This is a genomic window from Cellulomonas sp. NPDC058312 (genome assembly GCF_042880135.1).
Classification (GTDB): Bacteria; Actinomycetota; Actinomycetes; order Actinomycetales; family Cellulomonadaceae; genus Cellulomonas.
Window position 1 is genome coordinate 1 of the sequence record NZ_JBHVZE010000002.1, and the last position, 16,599, is coordinate 16,599.

At 76.5% G+C, this 16,599-nt stretch carries 13 protein-coding genes; all 13 read left to right on the top strand.

The annotated features are described in order from the left end of the window. Positions 1-2,440 precede the first annotated feature (2,440 nt). The 13 genes from ACFVXN_RS04370 (at position 2,441) to ACFVXN_RS04430 (ending at position 16,510) form a co-directional block, all read left to right on the top strand. Complete coding sequence (locus tag ACFVXN_RS04370; RefSeq protein WP_389227896.1) at positions 2,441-3,190, top strand: hypothetical protein; 750 nt, start codon at positions 2,441-2,443, stop codon at positions 3,188-3,190. Then, positions 3,187-4,239: an HAD-IIA family hydrolase gene (locus tag ACFVXN_RS04375; RefSeq protein WP_389227899.1), complete on the top strand. Its 1,053-nt coding sequence runs from the start codon at positions 3,187-3,189 to the stop codon at positions 4,237-4,239. The genes ACFVXN_RS04370 and ACFVXN_RS04375 overlap by 4 nt, the downstream gene beginning before the upstream one ends. A 126-nt stretch (positions 4,240-4,365) precedes the next feature. Then, on the top strand, positions 4,366-4,509 hold the full coding sequence (locus ACFVXN_RS04380) for a hypothetical protein (protein WP_389227902.1): 144 nt from the start codon (positions 4,366-4,368) through the stop codon (positions 4,507-4,509). 5 nt (positions 4,510-4,514) lie between these two features. Beyond that, positions 4,515-5,327 carry a TlyA family RNA methyltransferase gene (locus ACFVXN_RS04385; protein ID WP_389227905.1) on the top strand — a complete coding sequence of 271 codons (813 nt, stop codon included), beginning with the start codon at positions 4,515-4,517 and terminating at the stop codon, positions 5,325-5,327. After that, positions 5,324-6,226 carry an NAD kinase gene (locus ACFVXN_RS04390; RefSeq protein WP_389227908.1) on the top strand — a complete coding sequence of 301 codons (903 nt, stop codon included), beginning with the start codon at positions 5,324-5,326 and terminating at the stop codon, positions 6,224-6,226. Before ACFVXN_RS04385 ends, ACFVXN_RS04390 begins: the two co-directional genes overlap by 4 nt. 5 nt (positions 6,227-6,231) lie before the next feature. After that, the gene (recN, locus tag ACFVXN_RS04395; RefSeq protein ID WP_389227911.1) at positions 6,232-7,965 is read left to right on the top strand and encodes a DNA repair protein RecN; all 1,734 of its coding nucleotides are present in this window, start codon (positions 6,232-6,234) and stop codon (positions 7,963-7,965) included. Between the two features lie 6 nt (positions 7,966-7,971). Continuing rightward, positions 7,972-9,162, top strand: coding sequence for a putative cytokinetic ring protein SteA (gene steA / locus ACFVXN_RS04400; RefSeq protein WP_389227914.1), 1,191 nt, complete (start codon positions 7,972-7,974; stop codon positions 9,160-9,162). 76 nt (positions 9,163-9,238) lie between these two features. Further along, a complete protein-coding gene (locus ACFVXN_RS04405; protein ID WP_389227919.1) occupies positions 9,239-10,318 on the top strand; it encodes a copper transporter in 1,080 nt (359 codons plus the stop codon). Continuing rightward, positions 10,315-11,265 (top strand): hypothetical protein, encoded by a 951-nt coding sequence (locus tag ACFVXN_RS04410; RefSeq protein WP_389227922.1) that lies wholly within the window; start codon positions 10,315-10,317, stop codon positions 11,263-11,265. The genes ACFVXN_RS04405 and ACFVXN_RS04410 overlap by 4 nt, the downstream gene beginning before the upstream one ends. Further along, positions 11,262-13,028: a murein biosynthesis integral membrane protein MurJ gene (gene murJ / locus ACFVXN_RS04415; RefSeq protein WP_389227925.1), complete on the top strand. Its 1,767-nt coding sequence runs from the start codon at positions 11,262-11,264 to the stop codon at positions 13,026-13,028. Before ACFVXN_RS04410 ends, murJ begins: the two co-directional genes overlap by 4 nt. Further along, positions 13,025-14,122, top strand: coding sequence for a glycosyltransferase (locus ACFVXN_RS04420; RefSeq protein WP_389227928.1), 1,098 nt, complete (start codon positions 13,025-13,027; stop codon positions 14,120-14,122). Before murJ ends, ACFVXN_RS04420 begins: the two co-directional genes overlap by 4 nt. A 73-nt stretch (positions 14,123-14,195) precedes the next feature. Beyond that, on the top strand, positions 14,196-15,893 hold the full coding sequence (locus ACFVXN_RS04425) for a CTP synthase (protein ID WP_389227931.1): 1,698 nt from the start codon (positions 14,196-14,198) through the stop codon (positions 15,891-15,893). After that, the gene (locus ACFVXN_RS04430; protein WP_389227934.1) at positions 15,890-16,510 is read left to right on the top strand and encodes an NUDIX domain-containing protein; all 621 of its coding nucleotides are present in this window, start codon (positions 15,890-15,892) and stop codon (positions 16,508-16,510) included. Before ACFVXN_RS04425 ends, ACFVXN_RS04430 begins: the two co-directional genes overlap by 4 nt. Positions 16,511-16,599: the final 89 nt, after the last annotated feature.

The following is a 16,599-nucleotide window of genomic DNA, read 5'->3' on the forward strand; positions in this document are numbered from 1 at the left end:
TGGTACTGCACTCGCCAGGGTGTGGGAGAGTAGGACGCCGCCGGACACCATTTCGCGAAGAGCCACCCCGCAAGGGGTGGCTCTTCGTGTTTCCCGACCCATATAGCCCGCGCACGGGCCCTGCACGACCGCCGAGACACCGACGAGTGGTCACGACACGCCGGCCCGCGACGCCGCGCACCCGCGTGTCGTGACCACTCGCCGCGTCCTCACCGGGCTCCCGCACGCCGGCGACCGACCGAGATCGGGTGCACTCGCACACCCCTGCGCGCGCCTCCCCGCCCCACCCGGACGCCATTCCCTGCCGAGATGACAGAGCTCGCCTGCGCTCTTACACCCGAGCAGACGCTCGGAACGCCATCTCGCCGACCCAGGTCCTCGGGCCCCGACGAGTGGTCACGACACGCCGGCCCCCGACGCCGCGCACCCGCGTGTCGTAACCGCTCTCTGGTCAGGCGGTCGGTGGCCGCGCGTGCGAGGGCAGGAGGGCATGAACCGCTGGGGCTCGCGCGTGCTCGGGACGTGCGCTCGTCTCGTGGGGGCACCGGCACTGGACGTCGGGTGCCGTTCCCGGGGACCGCCTCGAGGTGCCTGCGTGGACTGCGCGGTCCCGAGGTCCAGGCAGGACACCCGGTGACGTTCGTCGCAGCACGTGCGGCGGAGCGGCGCGGATCGAGGCGCCGGTGCGGCTCGGACCGCTCGGGATGCAGGCGCAGGGGCTCGCGGATGAGACGATGGTCAGTGGTCAAATGACGAGGAGAAGCTGGATATGAGCAGCGACGAGCGCGGGACGCGTTCGGCGGACGACGGTGGCCGTCGAGGCACCGGGGGACGCGACGAGGACCGACGGTCCGGCGGTGTCGGACGGTACGGCGCACGCCCGGCGACGGGTGGTGCCCGACCGGTCCGCGGGCCCAAGGTGGCCGGGTCGCGAGGTCGACCCTCTAGCCGTGACCAGCAGGGTGACCGCAGCGCACGGGGCAGCGCCCCGGCAGCGCGCGCGCCCTACGGGGAGCGGGGGGCCCAGCGCCCCGATCGTGGTGCCGAGCGCCCGGGCTTCGGCGGCGCTGGTGCACGAGCGACCGGCGACCGTGCGGGCGGCGGCTACCGGTCCGGCGCAGCTCGCGACGACCGCGGCTCCTCGCGTGGAGACGGCTCGGCTGCACGCGGCGGGTACCAGACCCGTGAGCGCGACGACCGCGGCTCCTCGCGTGGGGACAGCTCGGGCGCGCGCGGCGGGTACGCCGCCCGTGACCGCGACGACCGGCGCGGGCCGCGGGACGACTCGCGCGCGGGTGCGTTCCGTGGTGGGTCCGGCGCGCCGCGCGAGTCCTGGGGCGGGCGCTCGGAGTCCGGTCGTGACGACCGTGGTGGTTTCCGCTCTGGCGGGCGTCCTGACGCGCGTGGGGGCCGACCTGACGACCGCGGTGGGTTCCGTCCCGGGGGTCGTCCGGACGAGCGTGGTGGGTACCGAGCCGGTGGGCGCCCTGACGAGCGTGGGGCTCGTGACGACCGTGGCGGCTTCCGTCCAGGGGCCCGTTCGGATGAGCGCGGCGCGTTCCGTCCTGACGGTCGAGGTGCTCGCGACGACCGTGGCGGGTTCCGCACGGGGGGTCGTCCCGACGAGCGTGGGGGCTTCCGTTCCGGTGGGCGTCCCGACGACCGTGCGGGTCGTGACGACCGGGGTGGCTACCGTGCCGGTGGGCGTCCCGACGACCGTGCGGGTCGTGACGACCGGGGTGGCTACCGTGCCGGCGGACGACCTGACGATCGCGGGGGGCGGCCCGATCGCGCTCAGCGTGAGGACCGTCCGCAGCGTGACGGCTTCCGGGCTCCGCGTGACGGCGGACGCGACGAGCAGCGCGGCGGCTACCGCGGTGCCGACGGGGGCCGTCCCGAGCGGGGCGGTTCCCGTGGGGACCGCCGTGACGGCGACCGCGGCGGGTTCGGGCGTCCCGCGGGCGACGACCGGGCGCGCGGACCGTGGCAGGACCGTGGACCGCGCCGCGACTCCGGTGACCGTCCGGCGTTCCGGCGCGTCGAGCGGTCGGGGGGCTTCTCGGGTGAGCGTTCCGGCGGGTTCCGCGACGACCGTGGTGGGCAGCGGGTCGAGCGGGCGGGCGGGTTCCGCCGTGACGACCGGCCGCGTGACGACCGCCAGCGCGATGGTCGGCCCCGCGAGGACCGGCCCCGCGACGGCCGGCCCCGCGAGGACCGGCCCCGCGACGACCGGCAGCGCGACGCCCGCGGCGGGCAGGACGCGTCGCGTCGGCCCCTGCCGCGTGGTGCCCGGCGCGAGCAGGGCGACGAGCGTCGCGAGAGCCGACCGCCCCAGGAGTTCCGCGACCAGGGTCCGTACATCCCGGAGGACGTCGAGTTCAGCGAGCTCGACCGCGATGTCCGTGCTCGGCTCCGGACGCTGAGCAAGGACAACGCCGGCGTGGTCGGTCGGCACCTGGTGATGGCCGGGCGCCTGCTGGAGGACGAGCCCGAGCTCGCCTACGCGCACGCCCAGGCCGCGGTGCGGCGGGGTGGTCGCGTGGACGTGGTGCGGGAGGCTGCCGGGTTGGCGGCGTACCGCACGGGTCGGTTCGCGGAGGCGCTGCGCGAGCTGCGGACCGTCCGCCGGCTGAACGGCTCGTCGGAGCACCTGGCCGTCATGGCCGACTGCGAGCGCGGTCTCGGCCGGCCGGAGCGGGCGATCGCGCTCGCCGCGTCCGAGGAGGCCGAGGGCATCAGCGCGGAGACGCGCGTCGAGCTCGCGATCGTGGTCAGCGGGGCGCGCCTCGACATGGGCGACCCGGACGCGGCGGTCGCGGTGCTCGCCGGCGTCGCGGACGGTCCCGTGAAGACGGTGCTCGCCGCGCGCGTCGCGCAGGCCCGGTCCGACGCGTTGCGCGCCGCGGGGCGGGTCGACGAGGCCGATGCCGCGGTGGCCGCGGTCCCGCCGGCGCTGCTCGCGCAGGTCGTGGGCCCGGTGGACGACGAGGACGTGGTCGTGTTCGACCTGGCCGACGAGGACGACGCCGACGACCTGGACGAGGGCGACGCGTCGGACCTCGACTCCCACGACCCGATCGAGCCGGACGAGGCCGCTCAGCCGGCAGACGCCGCTGAGCCGGCCGACGCCGAGCCCGACGCCGACACCGACGACGCGCCCGCGGGCGCCCAGGACTCGGAGGACGAGTGACGGACGCACGACTGCTCGGCAGCGACATCCCGCTGGCCGAGCGCTACGACCTCGCCCTCGTCGACCTGGACGGCGTGGCCTACCGCGGCCACGAGCCGATCGACGGCGCCGCTGCGGGGCTCACCGGGGCGCGCGCGGCCGGGATGCGGCTGGTGTTCGTGACGAACAACGCGTCGCGGGAGCCGGAGTCGGTCGCGGACCAGCTGACGTCGCTGGACATCCCGACGCAGCCCGCCGACGTGCTCACGGCGGCGCAGGCGGCGGCGGCGCTCCTCGGCACGCGGCTGCAGCCGGGCGCGAAGGTGCTCGTCGTCGGCGGCGCGGGCCTGGTGACGGCGGTGCGGGCCGCGGGGTTCACGGTGGTGACCTCGGCGGACGAGCAGCCGGACGCGGTCGCGCAGGGCTTCTCCCCGGACCTCGGCTGGGCGCAGCTCGCGGAGGCCGCGTACGCGGTCGCGGGTGGCGCGTGGTTCGTGGCGAGCAACCTCGACCAGAGCCTGCCCACGGCCCGGGGGTTCGCTCCGGGCAACGGGGCGCTCGTCGGCACGGTCGTCGCGGCGACCGGGGTGGTGCCGGACAGCGCGGGCAAGCCCGCGTCGACGATGTACGAGATCGCCGTCGAGCGGGCGGGTGCCCGCGAGGCGCTCGTCGTCGGCGACCGGCTGGACACGGACCTCGCGGGGGCGCGCACGGGCGGGTTCGCCGGGCTGCACGTCCTGACCGGCGTGAGCACGGCCCGCGACGACGTGCTCGCCGCGCCCGGTCTGCGGCCGCACTACATCGCCGCCGACCTCGGCGGCCTGCTGGTGCCGCACCCGGCCCCGGAGGCCGGCGCGGAGGGCTGGTGGACGTGCGGGTCCGCGGCGGCGCGGGTGTCCGCGGGCCGGCTGGAGCTCGCGGGCCCGGGGCCGACCTCGGTCGACCTGGTCCGTGCGGCGTGCGCGGCGGCGTGGGCGTCGGTGGACGCCGGCGAGGAGCTCGACCCGGCGTCGGTGCCGGACCTGGTCGTCACCGGCGAGGGCGACGCCGTCGGCGGCACGGGCCGGTAACCTGTCCGCCAGCACGGGGGCAGCAGGAGCATCGGGCGGGGTCACGGCGTGGTCGCACGCGTCGTGACCCACCCGCGTCCGAGCACGAGCGGACCGCCGGGGTGGCGGTGGAGGGAGCAGGGTGTCGTGGAGCCGACGGGTGACCAGGCGGTCGACCAGACGCTGGTGCGTCTGACGGAGGTCACCGAGCTGGGGCTGCGCGAGCAGCTGGCCGTGTTCGACGCCGTGCACGCGGCCCTGCAGGACCGCCTCGCCGACGCGGAGGGCTGAGGCGCGTGCCGACGCGCGTCGACGCGGCTCTCGTGCGGGACGGCCTGGCGCGGTCCCGCCGGCACGCCGCCGAGCTGGTCGCGGCGGGCCGGGTGACCGTCGAGGGCCGCCCGGTGCGCCGTCCGGCGACACCCGTGGACGAGGGGGACCGGCTGCAGGTCGCACCCGACCCGTCGGACGACGAGTGGGCGTCCCGCGCGGCGCACAAGCTCCTGGGTGCGCTCGAGGCGTTCGACGGGGTCCGGGTCGAGGGGCGTGACTGCCTGGACGCCGGCGCCAGCACGGGTGGGTTCACCGACGTGCTGCTGCGGCGGGGTGCCGCGCACGTGGTCGCCGTCGACGTGGGCCACGACCAGATGGTGCAGCGGCTGCGCGACGACCCCCGGGTCGAGGTCCGCGAGGGCGTGAACGTGCGGCACCTGGCGGCGGGCGACGTGGACCCGGCGCCGGGTCTGGTGGTCGCGGACCTGTCGTTCATCTCGCTCACGCTGGTGGTGCCGGCGCTGGCCGCCGTGGCCGCGCCGGACGCGGACCTGGTCCTCATGGTCAAGCCGCAGTTCGAGGTCGGCCGGGAGCGGCTGGGCTCGACCGGGGTGGTGCGGTCGGTGGAGCAGCGGCAGGAGGCGGTGCTCGGGGTCGCGACCGTCGCGCAGCAGCACGGGCTGGTGGTCGTCGGCGTGGCGCGCAGCCCGTTGCCGGGTCCGACCGGCAACGTGGAGTACTTCCTGTGGCTGCGCCGCGGGACACCCGCCGCCGGCGACGACCTCGTCGCCCGGGTACGGGCAGCGGTCACCGACGTGGAGGGTGCAGGCAGATGAGCAGCAGGCGGGTCCTGGTCGTCACGCACAGCGGACGGGCCGAGGCGGTGACGGCGGCCGAGGAGGCCGTGGCGGCGCTGACCGCGGCGGGCTTCACGCCGGTGCTCGCGGGCGAGGACGTCCCCGGCATGGCGTTCCACGACATCGAGCTCGCGATGATCCTGGGTGGCGACGGCACGATCCTGCGCGCCGCCGAGCTGGCGCGCGGTGCGGGGGTGCCGCTGCTGGGGATCAACCTCGGGCACGTGGGGTTCCTCGCGGAGAGCGAGCGCGACGACATCCACGAGGCGGTGCGCCGGATCGCGGCGGGCGACTACACGGTCGAGGAGCGCACGACCCTCCAGGTCCAGGTCCAGGTGCCCGGGCGGCGCGACCCGCTGACGGGCTGGGCGCTGAACGAGGCGGCGCTGGAGAAGGCCGAGCCGGCGAAGATGGTCGAGGTGGTCATCGAGGTCGACGACCGGCCGCTGTCGAGCTTCGGCTGCGACGGGGTCGTGCTGGCGACGTCCACGGGCTCGACCGCCCACGCGTTCTCGGCGGGCGGGCCGGTGGTGTGGCCGGAGGTCGACAGCCTGATCGTGGTGCCGCTGTCCGCGCACGCGCTGTTCGCCCGGCCGCTGGTGGTGGGTCCGCGCAGCGTGGTGGCCGTCGAGGTGCTGACCCGGTCCCCGTCCGCGGCGATCCTGGTCTGCGACGGCCGGCGGCGGATCGAGGTGCCCGCGGGCTCGCGGGTCGAGGTGCGCCGGTCGCCGGTGCCCGTCAGGCTGGCACGGCTGACCCCGGCGCCGTTCACGGACCGGCTGGTGAACAAGTTCCGGCTGCCCGTGGTGGGCTGGCGGGGCAAGGCGCAGGACAACCGGCTCGGGCGCGAGCCGGTCGACGAGGCGGACGGGAGCTGACGGGCGTGTTCGAGGAGATCACGATCAGCGACCTGGGCGTCATCACCAGCGCGCAGATCCGGCTGCACCCAGGGCTGACGGTGCTCACGGGGGAGACCGGCGCCGGCAAGACGATGGTGCTGACGGGGCTGAACCTGCTGCTCGGCGGCAAGGCGGACCCGGCGACGGTGCGCACCGGCGCGGGCTCGGCGGTCGTCGAGGGCCGCGTGGTGGTGCCGGAGGGCTCGCCGGTGCGGGCGCGGGCGGAGGAGGCGGGCGCGTCGGTCGACGACGACGGCGGGCTCGTGCTGCTGCGGACGGTCGCGGCCGCGACGGACGGGTCACCGGGGCGTTCACGCGCGCACCTGGGCGGGCGGTCGGTGCCGCAGGCGGTGCTCGGGGAGCTCGCCGAGCAGCTCATCACCGTGCACGGCCAGCAGGACCAGGCGCGGCTCCGGTCGCCCGCGCACCAGCGCGAGGCCCTGGACGAGTTCGCCGGTGCGGCGCACGCCGGGCTGCTCGCGGAGTACCGCGACGCCTGGGGCGAGCGCGCCCGGCTGCAGGCGACCATCGACGACCTGACGGCGCGCCGGCAGGACCTGGCCCGTGAGGCCGAGCTGCTGCGCCTCGGGCTGGCCGAGGTCGAGCGGGTCGACCCGCAGCCGGGGGAGGACGTCGAGCTCGGCCGGGAGATCGAGCGGCTGGAGCACGCGGAGGACCTGCGGTCGGCGGCGTCGGGGGCGCACACCGCGCTGGTCGGCGACGAGGACGCGGTCGACGACACGGCGAGCGCCGCGGGCGCGGTGGAGCACGCCCGACGGCTGCTGGACCAGGGCGGCGCGCACGACCCGCGGCTCGCCGAGCTGCGGGACCGGGTCGCGGAGGCGGGGTTTCTGCTCGCGGACGCGGCGCTGGAGCTGTCGTCGTACCTCCAGGACCTGCAGGCCGACCCGCTGCGGCTCGACGCCGCCCAGACGCGCCGCGCGGAGCTGGTCTCGCTGACCCGCTCGTACGGCGAGGACGTCGAGGCGGTGCTCCGCTGGGCCGACGCGAGCGGCCGCCGGCTGCTGGACATCGGCGACGGGGACGGCAAGGTCGGGGCCCTGACCGCGGAGCGGGAGGCCCTCGACGCGCGCCTGGCCGACCTGGCGGCGCGGATCGGCGCGACCCGCCGGGAGGCCGGGGCGCGCCTGGCGGAGACGGTGTCGGCGGAGCTCGCCGGGCTGGCGATGGCGGGCGCGCGGCTCGAGGTCCGCGTCGAGCCTGCGGCCGAGCTGGGCCCGCACGGTGGAGATCTCGTGGAGATGCTCCTGCGCCCGCACGCCGAGGCGCCGGCCCGACCGCTGGGCAAGGGTGCGTCCGGCGGCGAGCTGTCGCGGGTGATGCTGGCGCTCGAGGTGGCCCTCGCGACGTCCCCGGACCAGGGCGAGCACCGGCCCGGGACGTTCGTGTTCGACGAGGTCGACGCGGGCGTGGGCGGGCGCGCCGCGACGGAGGTCGGGCGGCGTCTGGCCGCACTGGCACGGGGTTCGCAGGTCCTGGTGGTCACGCACCTCGCGCAGGTCGCGGCGTTCGGGGACCGGCACCTGGTCGTGACGAAGTCCCGCGACGCCGACACCATCACCGCGTCGGGCGTCCGGGAGGTCACGGGGGAGGACCGGGTGCGCGAGCTCGCCCGGATGCTGTCGGGTCAGGAGGAATCCGGTGCGGCGCGCGCGCACGCCGCGGAGCTTCTGGAGCTGGGAAGCGTGGCACGATGAACACCGATGAAACTCCTGCCCTCGCGTAGACGCTCCGCCGCGCCCCACGGGGGCGAGCTCGTCGGCCCCGCCCGGGTCGACCCCCGGACCAAGACGCTGACCAAGCGGCTGCGGCCCGGTGAGATCGCCGTGATCGACCACGTCGACATCGACCGGGTCTCGGCCGAGGCGCTCGTCGCCCGCCGACCCGCCGCGGTGCTCAACGCCGCCCGCTCGACGTCGGGCCGCTACCCGAACCTCGGCCCGGACATCCTCGTGACCGCGGGCATCCCGCTGATCGACGACCTCGGGCCCGACGTGATGACGATCCGCGAGGGCCGGACCCTGCGCATCGAGGGCGGCGCCGTGCACGACGGCGACCGGCTCGTCGCCGAGGGCGTCGTCCAGACCGTCGAGACCGTGGCGACCGACCAGGCCGCCGCGCGCGAGGGCCTGTCGGTCCAGCTGGAGTCGTTCGCGGCCAACACGATGGACTACCTGCGCCGCGAGCGCGACCTGCTGCTCGACGGCGTGGGCGTCCCGGACATCACGACGCAGATCGACGGCCGCCAGGTCCTCATCGTGGTGCGCGGGTACCACTACAAGGAGGACCTGGTCACGCTGCGGTCGTACATCCGCGAGTACCGGCCGGTGCTCGTCGGGGTGGACGGCGGCGCGGACGCGATCCTCGAGGCCGGCTGGACGCCGGACATGATCGTCGGCGACATGGACTCCGTGTCCGACCGCGCGCTGCGCTGCGGCGCGGAGATCGTCGTGCACGCCTACCGCGACGGGCGCGCGCCCGGCCTGGCCCGCGTGGACCAGCTCGGCGTGCCGCACATCGTGTTCCCCGCGACGGGCACCAGCGAGGACGTCGCGATGCTGCTCGCGGACGACAAGGGCGCCGAGCTCATCGTCGCCCTGGGCACGCACGCCACCCTCGTCGAGTTCCTGGACAAGGGCCGCGCGGGCATGGCCAGCACGTTCCTCACCCGGCTGCGCGTCGGCAGCAAGCTCGTGGACGCCAAGGGCGTGTCGCGGCTCTACCGGAACCGGATCTCCAACCTCCAGCTGACGCTGCTGGTCCTCGCGGGTCTGCTCGCCCTGGGGGTCGCGCTCGCGTCGACCACCGCCGGGCAGACGCTGATCGGGCTGACCGGCGCGCGCTGGGACGACTTCGCCTCCTGGCTGGGGTCGCTGTTCGGCGGGACGCCGTGACGTCCGCGGCCGTGCCGCCCCGACCCGCCCCTGACCGTGCCGCCCTCGCGTCGGCACCCGATCGAGAGTCCGCACAGTGATCGACTTCCGTTACCACCTCGTCTCCCTCATCTCGGTGTTCCTGGCGCTGGCCGTCGGCATCGCGCTCGGCGCCGGCCCGCTGAAGGAGACGATCGGCGACACGCTCACCGGTCAGGTCGACCAGCTGCGGGCCGAGAAGGACGCGCTGCGCACCGACCTGGACACCCAGGCCTCCGAGCTCGCGGCGAGCAACGCGTACATCGCCGCGGCCGGGGCCGAGCTCGTGGACGGCACCCTGTCCGACCGCCGCGTGGCCGTCGTGTCGCTGGGCGCCGTGGACGGCGACGCGCTGACCGCGGTCGAGAGCCAGCTCACCGACGCCGGTGCCACGGTCAGCGCGCACGTGACGCTGGACGAGGCGTGGACGTCGACGGACCTGCGGACGTTCCGTCAGGCGCTGTCCGGCAGCATCCTGTCCTACCTGGACCCGCAGCCCGCGGACGACGCCTCCGTCGACACCTCGCTCGCCGAGGCGCTGGTGCAGGGCCTGACGGGCGCCGACCCCGCGCAGCCCGACCGGCTCAGCAGCGCGGCCGGCACCCTGCTGGAGCTGCTGACCTCGGGCGACAGCCCGCTCGTGACGTTCGGTGAGGAGATCACCGCGCCCGCCGACGCCGTCGTGCTCGTGGCGCCGACCGTCGCGCCGGACGCGGTCGCCACCGACGCCACCGCGGACGCCGACGAGCTGCAGGCCGTCCTGGACGCGCAGATCGCCCTGGCCCGCGTCGCGCAGAGCCGGTCCGAGGGTGCGGTGGTCGTCGACGGCCCCGCGACGGAGGGCACGCTCGTCGCCGCGATCCGCGCCGACGAGGACGCGGCGGCCGCGGTCACCACCGTCAGCGGCGCCGACGCGATCGCCGGCCAGGTGTCCGTCCCGCTCGCGCTCAACGCGCGGATCGGCGGCACCAACGGCCACTACGGCTACGGCGAGGACCTCACCACGCTGCCGACCACCACGACGCTGCCCCCCGTGGACCGCACGCCCGCCTCGACCGGCGACGTGGTGGACCCGGGCACCGACGGCACCGTGGACGGCGCCGCCGGTGACGGGGGCGAGGCCGGGGCCGAGGGATGAGCGTCGGACGTCGCGTCGCCGCCGCGGTCACGGCGCGGCTGACCACCACGGTCGTGCGCGGTCTGCTGGACGACGAGCCGCCGGGTGGCGCGCGCCTCTGGGAGCGCACGAACCACCGGGGCGAGCCGGTCAGCATGCTCGGTGGCCCCGCCGTGGCCGCGGGCGTGCTCGCCGGCGGCCTCGTGGGGTCGCCCTCCGGCCGGGACGCCGCCGCGCTGGCGGTGGCGACCACGTCGGCCACCGCGTTCGGGCTGGTCGACGACCTGACCGAGGACCGCGAGGGCACCGTGCGCAAGGGACTGCGCGGCCACCTCGGTGCGCTGGCCCGCGGCGAGGTCACGACCGGCGGGCTGAAGGTGCTGGGCATCGGCGCGGGCGCACTCGTCGCCGCCGCGCTGAGCCGGCCGCACGACCGGCTGCCGGCCGGTCGGGGCGGCGCCGCCCTCGTGCGGCTCGCCGACGTCGCGGCGGACGGTGCGCTGGTCGCCGCGTCCGCGAACCTGGTGAACCTGCTCGACCTGCGGCCCGGGCGCGCGCTGAAGGCCGCGGCCCTCGCCGCCGCCCCCGCGGGCGTGCTCGGCGGCCGCGGCGGCGGGACCGCGGCCGCGGTGCTCGGCGCCGTCGTGGCGGAGCTGCCCGACGACCTGGCGGAGCGCGACATGCTCGGCGACTCCGGGGCGAACGCCGTCGGCGCCGTGCTCGGCACCGTCGCCGTGCAGGCGTGCCCGCGGCCGGTGCGGCTCGCGCTGCTGGCCGGCGTCGTGGCGCTGACCGTGGCGTCGGAGAAGGTCAGCTTCACCGCGGTCATCGCGCGTACCCCGGTGCTGCGGGAGATCGACGCGTGGGGCCGCCGCCCGGCGCACGTCCCGCCCGGGCCCGCGGCGGACCGCGACCCGGACCCCGACTCCGACCCAGGGCCGGGCGCGGCCGAGGTGCCCGCGCGGTGAGCCGCCGGGGCGTCCTGTCCGGTCTGGCGGGCGCCGCCGCCCTCATCGCCGTGGTGACGGTCGTCAGCCGGCTGCTCGGCTTCGGCCGCACGCTGGTCTTCACCAACGCGGTCGGCGTCACCACCGTCGGCGACGCGTACAACTGGGCGAACACCCTGCCGAACGTGCTGTTCGAGGTGGCCGCGGGCGGCGCGCTGGCGGGGGCGCTGATCCCGGTGATCGCCGGGCCGATCGCGCGGGGGATGCGCGAGGACGTGTCCCGGATCGCGTCGGCGATGCTCGGCTGGACGCTCGCCGGGCTGACGCTGATCGCGGTGGTGCTGGCCGCCGCCGCCGAGCCGCTCGCCGTGCTCGCCCGGGCGGACTCCGCGGCCGAGCGGGACCTGATCGTGTTCTTCGTCCGCGTGTTCGCGGTCCAGCTGCCGCTGTACGGCCTGGCCGTGGTGCTGTCGGGCGTGCTGCAGGCGCAGCGCCGGTTCTTCTGGCCCGCGTTCGCCCCGGTGCTGTCCAGCCTCGTCGTGATCGCCACCTACGCCGGGTACGGCCGCCTGCTGGGTGACACCCCCGACGCGGGGGACGGGGCGCTCCTGCCGCCCGGGGCCGCCGCCCTGCTGGCCTGGGGCACGACCGCCGGGGTCGCGGCGATGGGCCTGCCGCTGCTGGTCCCGGTGCACCGGTCCGGCGTCCGGCTGCGGCCCGCGTGGCGGTTCCCGCCCGGCGTCGCGGCCCGGGCCCGGGGGCTCGCGCTCGCCGGCATCGGCGCCCTGGTCGCGCAGCAGCTCGCGGTGCTCGTGACGATCACCCTGGCGCGCACCTACGGCGGCAAGGGCACGCTGACCGCGTGGCAGACCCTGGTCCAGCCCACCTACCTGCTGCCGTACGCGGTGCTCGCCGTGCCGCTCGCGACCAGCACGTTCCCGCGGCTCGCGGCGGCGGCGCAGCGCGACGGCCGCGCCGGGTACGCACCGCTCGCCGCGGTCACCACCCGCGCGGTCCTGGTCGCGGGGGCGGTCGGCGCGGCGATGCTCGCGGCCGTCGCGCCCGCCGCGACCACGGTGTTCCGGCTGATCGGTCGCGGCGACACCGAGGTCATCGACGCCGTCGCGCCGGCGCTGACGCTGGTCGCCCCCGGGCTGCTGGGCTTCGGGCTGGTGTTCCACGTCTCGCGCGCGCTCTACGCCCTCGAGCGCGGCCGCCTCGCCGTGCTCGCGGCGAGCGCCGGCTGGGTGACGGTCGTGGCGGCGTCCTGGGCGGCGTGCGCGGTGCTCGTGCCGGGGGCCGACGACGGCGGGGCGACGCTGCGCGCGCTCGCGATCGGCAACACGGTCGGCATGCTCGTCGCGGGGGTCGCGCTGGTGCTGGTGCTGCGGTCCGCCGCCGGGCGGGAGTCCGTCGCCGGGCTGCCGCGCACGCTCGCGGTGGTGCTCGTGGCCGGCGGGCTCGCCGCCGTCGCCGGCCGGTGGACCGTCGACGCCGTGCAGGCGCTGACCGACGGCATCGCCGGTGCCGTCGCGGCGGCCGCGGGTGGCTCCGCGCTGGTGGTGGCGGTCGTGGTGGCGCTGGTCGCGCTGCTCGACCGGTCCACGGTGACCGAGCTGCTGCGGCGCGGGGGACCGGCCCAGGGCACGCCGGCGGTCGGGACCCCGGCCGCGGGGATCCCGGCCCCCGACGCCGCTGTGCCGGGCACGGACCCGGGCCCCGCCGCCCCGCCCGCCACCCCGCTCGCCGCCCCCGACCGACCCCGCCAGGAGGACGACCGATGACCGGACGACGCGTGCTGCAGGTGCTCGGCTCCAGCGCGGGCGGCGTCGCCCGGCACGTGGAGCAGGTCGCCGCTGCCCTGGCCGCCGCGGGGGACCGGGTCGTCGTCGCCGGCCCGTCCGGGCTCGCGGACGTCGTCGCGCCGGGCCGTGGCGTGCCGGACGGGGTGCGGTTCGCCCCGGTGGAGATCGCCGACCGGCCGCACGCGTCCGACCTGCGGGCGGTCGCCCGGATCGCCGCGCTCGCGCGGGACGCCGACGCCGTGCACGCCCACGGACTGCGGGCGGGGGCGCTGACGGTGCTCGCGGTGCGGTCCCGGCCCGGTCGTCGGGCGCGGGTGGTCGTGACGCTGCACAACCTGCCCGTCGGGGGGCGCGCGATCCGCGCGGTCTCGGCGGTGCTCGGCCGGGTGGTCGCGCGCGGCGCCGACGTGGTGCTCGGCGTGTCCGGGGACCTGGTCGCCCTCGCGGCGGCGCAGGGTGCCCGGGTGGCCGAGCGCGCGCTGGTGCCCGCGCCGGGTCGTCCGGCGTCGGCGGCCGACGCCGCCGCGACGCGGGCCGCCCTCGGGCTCGCGGCCGACGCGGACCTGGTGGTGACCGTCGCCCGGCTGGCGCCGCAGAAGGGCCTGGACACGCTCGTGGCCGCCGCGGCGCGTGCGTCCCGGGACCGGCCCGCGCTGGTCTGGCTGGTCGCGGGGGACGGGCCGCTGCACGACGAGCTCGCGGCGCGCGTCGCCGAGGCGGGGGCGCCGGTCCGGCTGCTGGGTCGCCGCGCCGACGTGGCGGACCTGATGGCCGCGGCCGACGTCGTGGCCTCCGCCGCGGTCTGGGAGGGGCAGCCGCTGGCCGTGCAGGAGGCGCTGGCGCTCGGTGCGGCCGTCGTGGCGACCGACGCGGGCGGGACCCGCGAGGTGACCGCGGAGGCGGCGGTGCTGGTGCCGGTCGGGGACGCCGACGCCCTGGGGACCGCCGTCGCGGGCGTGCTGGCCGACGACGCCCGGCGCGCTGACCTGCGGGCGGCCGCGCGGGTGCGGGCGGCGGAGCTGCCGACGCTGCCCGACGTCCTGGACCAGCTCCGGGTGGTCTACACCGCCTGACCGGAGCGCGGGCGCAGGCGTGTCCGCGCGGAGGTGACGCACACCGGCTCCGCGTCCGGTACAGTGGAAGCCCGTGGCAGAGCGCGCAAATCGACTCTCCGGGCGGTCGGATTCCACGACCCGGCACATCTTCGTCACGGGAGGCGTCGCCTCCTCACTGGGCAAGGGCCTGACCGCCTCCAGCCTGGGACGACTCCTGCGGTCCCGCGGTCTGCGGGTGACCATGCAGAAGCTCGACCCCTACCTCAATGTCGACCCCGGCACGATGAACCCGTTCCAGCACGGTGAGGTCTTCGTCACCGAGGACGGCGCCGAGACCGACCTGGACGTGGGGCACTACGAGCGGTTCCTCGACGTCGACCTGGTCGGCTCCGCCAACGTGACGACCGGTCAGGTCTACTCGCACGTCATCGCGAAGGAGCGGCGCGGCGAGTACCTCGGCGACACGGTGCAGGTGATCCCGCACATCACCGACGAGATCAAGTCCCGCATGCGGTCGCAGGCGGCCGACGACGTCGACATCATCATCACCGAGATCGGCGGCACGGTCGGCGACATCGAGTCGCAGCCGTTCCTCGAGGCGGCCCGCCAGGTCCGTCACGAGCTGGGCCGCGACAACGTGTTCTTCCTGCACGTGTCGCTGGTGCCGTACATCGGCCCGTCCGGTGAGCTCAAGACCAAGCCGACCCAGCACTCCGTCGCCGCGCTGCGCAGCATCGGCATCCAGCCCGACGCCATCGTGCTGCGCTCGGACCGCGAGATCCCGGCGTCCATCAAGTCGAAGATCGCGCTGATGTGCGACGTCGACACCCAGGGCGTCATCTCCTGCGTCGACGCGCCGTCGATCTACGACATCCCCCGCGTCATCCACGCCGAGGGCCTGGACGCGTACGTCGTGCAGCGCCTCGGCCTGCAGTTCCGCGACGTGGACTGGAGCGGCTGGGACGACCTGCTGCAGCGCGTGCACCAGCCCGCGCACCACGTCGAGGTCGCCCTGGTCGGCAAGTACATCGACCTGCCCGACGCCTACCTGTCGGTGACCGAGGCGCTGCGCGCCGGCGGGTTCCACAACGACGCCAAGGTGAAGATCCGCTGGGTGCCGTCCGACGAGTGCCAGACCCCCGAGGGCGCGAAGCGCGCGCTCGGCGGGGTCGACGCCGTGCTCGTGCCCGGTGGCTTCGGCGTGCGCGGCATCGAGGGCAAGCTCGGCGCCCTGCGCTGGGCGCGCGAGTCGAAGGTGCCGACGCTCGGCATCTGCCTCGGCCTGCAGACGATGGTCATCGAGTACGCCCGCAACGTGCTCGGCCTGGACGGGGCGTCCTCCTCGGAGTTCGACACCGACCCGGCGCACCCCGTCGTCGCGACGATGGCCGAGCAGCTGGCGATCGTCGGCGGCGAGGGCGACCTCGGCGGCACGATGCGGCTCGGCTCGTACGAGGCGGTGCTGACCGAGGGCTCGGTCGCCGCCGAGGCGTACGGGTCGACCCGGGTCACCGAGCGGCACCGGCACCGGTACGAGGTGAACAACGCCTACCGCGAGCAGCTCGAGGCCGCCGGCCTGGTGATCTCGGGCGTCTCGCCCGACTCGTCGCTGGTGGAGTTCGTCGAGCTGCCGCGCGACGTGCACCCGTACTACGTCTCCACGCAGGCGCACCCGGAGTTCAAGTCCCGTCCGACCCGCGCGCACCCGCTGTTCGCCGGCCTGATCGCCGCGGCGCTCGCCGCACGGTCCGCCGCGCCGGCGCGGTCGGGCGCGAAGGCGAAGGCGTGACCGACGCGGGGCAGACGCCGCGGGGCGGGCCGGTCGACCGGCCCGCCCCGCGGCCCGTCCTGGCGCACACCGACCTGCACCACGGCAAGATCTGGGACCTCGTCTCGGAGACCGTCGACCTGGGCGAGTCGCAGGTGGTCCGCGAGTTCGTCGACCACCCCGGCGCGGTCGCGGTGCTCGTGCTCGACGCCCAGGACCGCGTGCTGCTCCTGCAGCAGTACCGGCACCCGGTGCGGCGCGAGCTCTGGGAGCCGCCCGCCGGGCTGCGGGACGTCGACGGCGAGCCGCCGTACCTCACCGCGGCCCGCGAGCTCGCCGAGGAGGCCGACCTGCGCGCGGCCACCTGGCACCTGCTCGCCGAGTTCCACACCTCGCCCGGCGGCTCGGACGAGGAGATCCTCGTCTACCTCGCGCGCGACGTGGTCGAGGTCCCCGAGGCCGAGCGGTTCGCCCGCGAGGACGAGGAGGCCACGATGGTCCCGCTGTGGGTGCCGCTGGACGAGGCGGTCGAGGCCGTCCTCGCCGGGCAGCTGCACAGCCCGAGCGCGGTGGTCGGGATCCTGGCCGCCGCCGCCGCACGGGACCGCGGCTGGCGGACGCTGCGCCCCGTCGACTGACGCGCACGTCACCGCACAGCGCCGCACGCGCACCGGACGCCGCGGGTAGCCCGAACGGGCGACCCGCGGCGTCGTGGCGTCAGCACGGC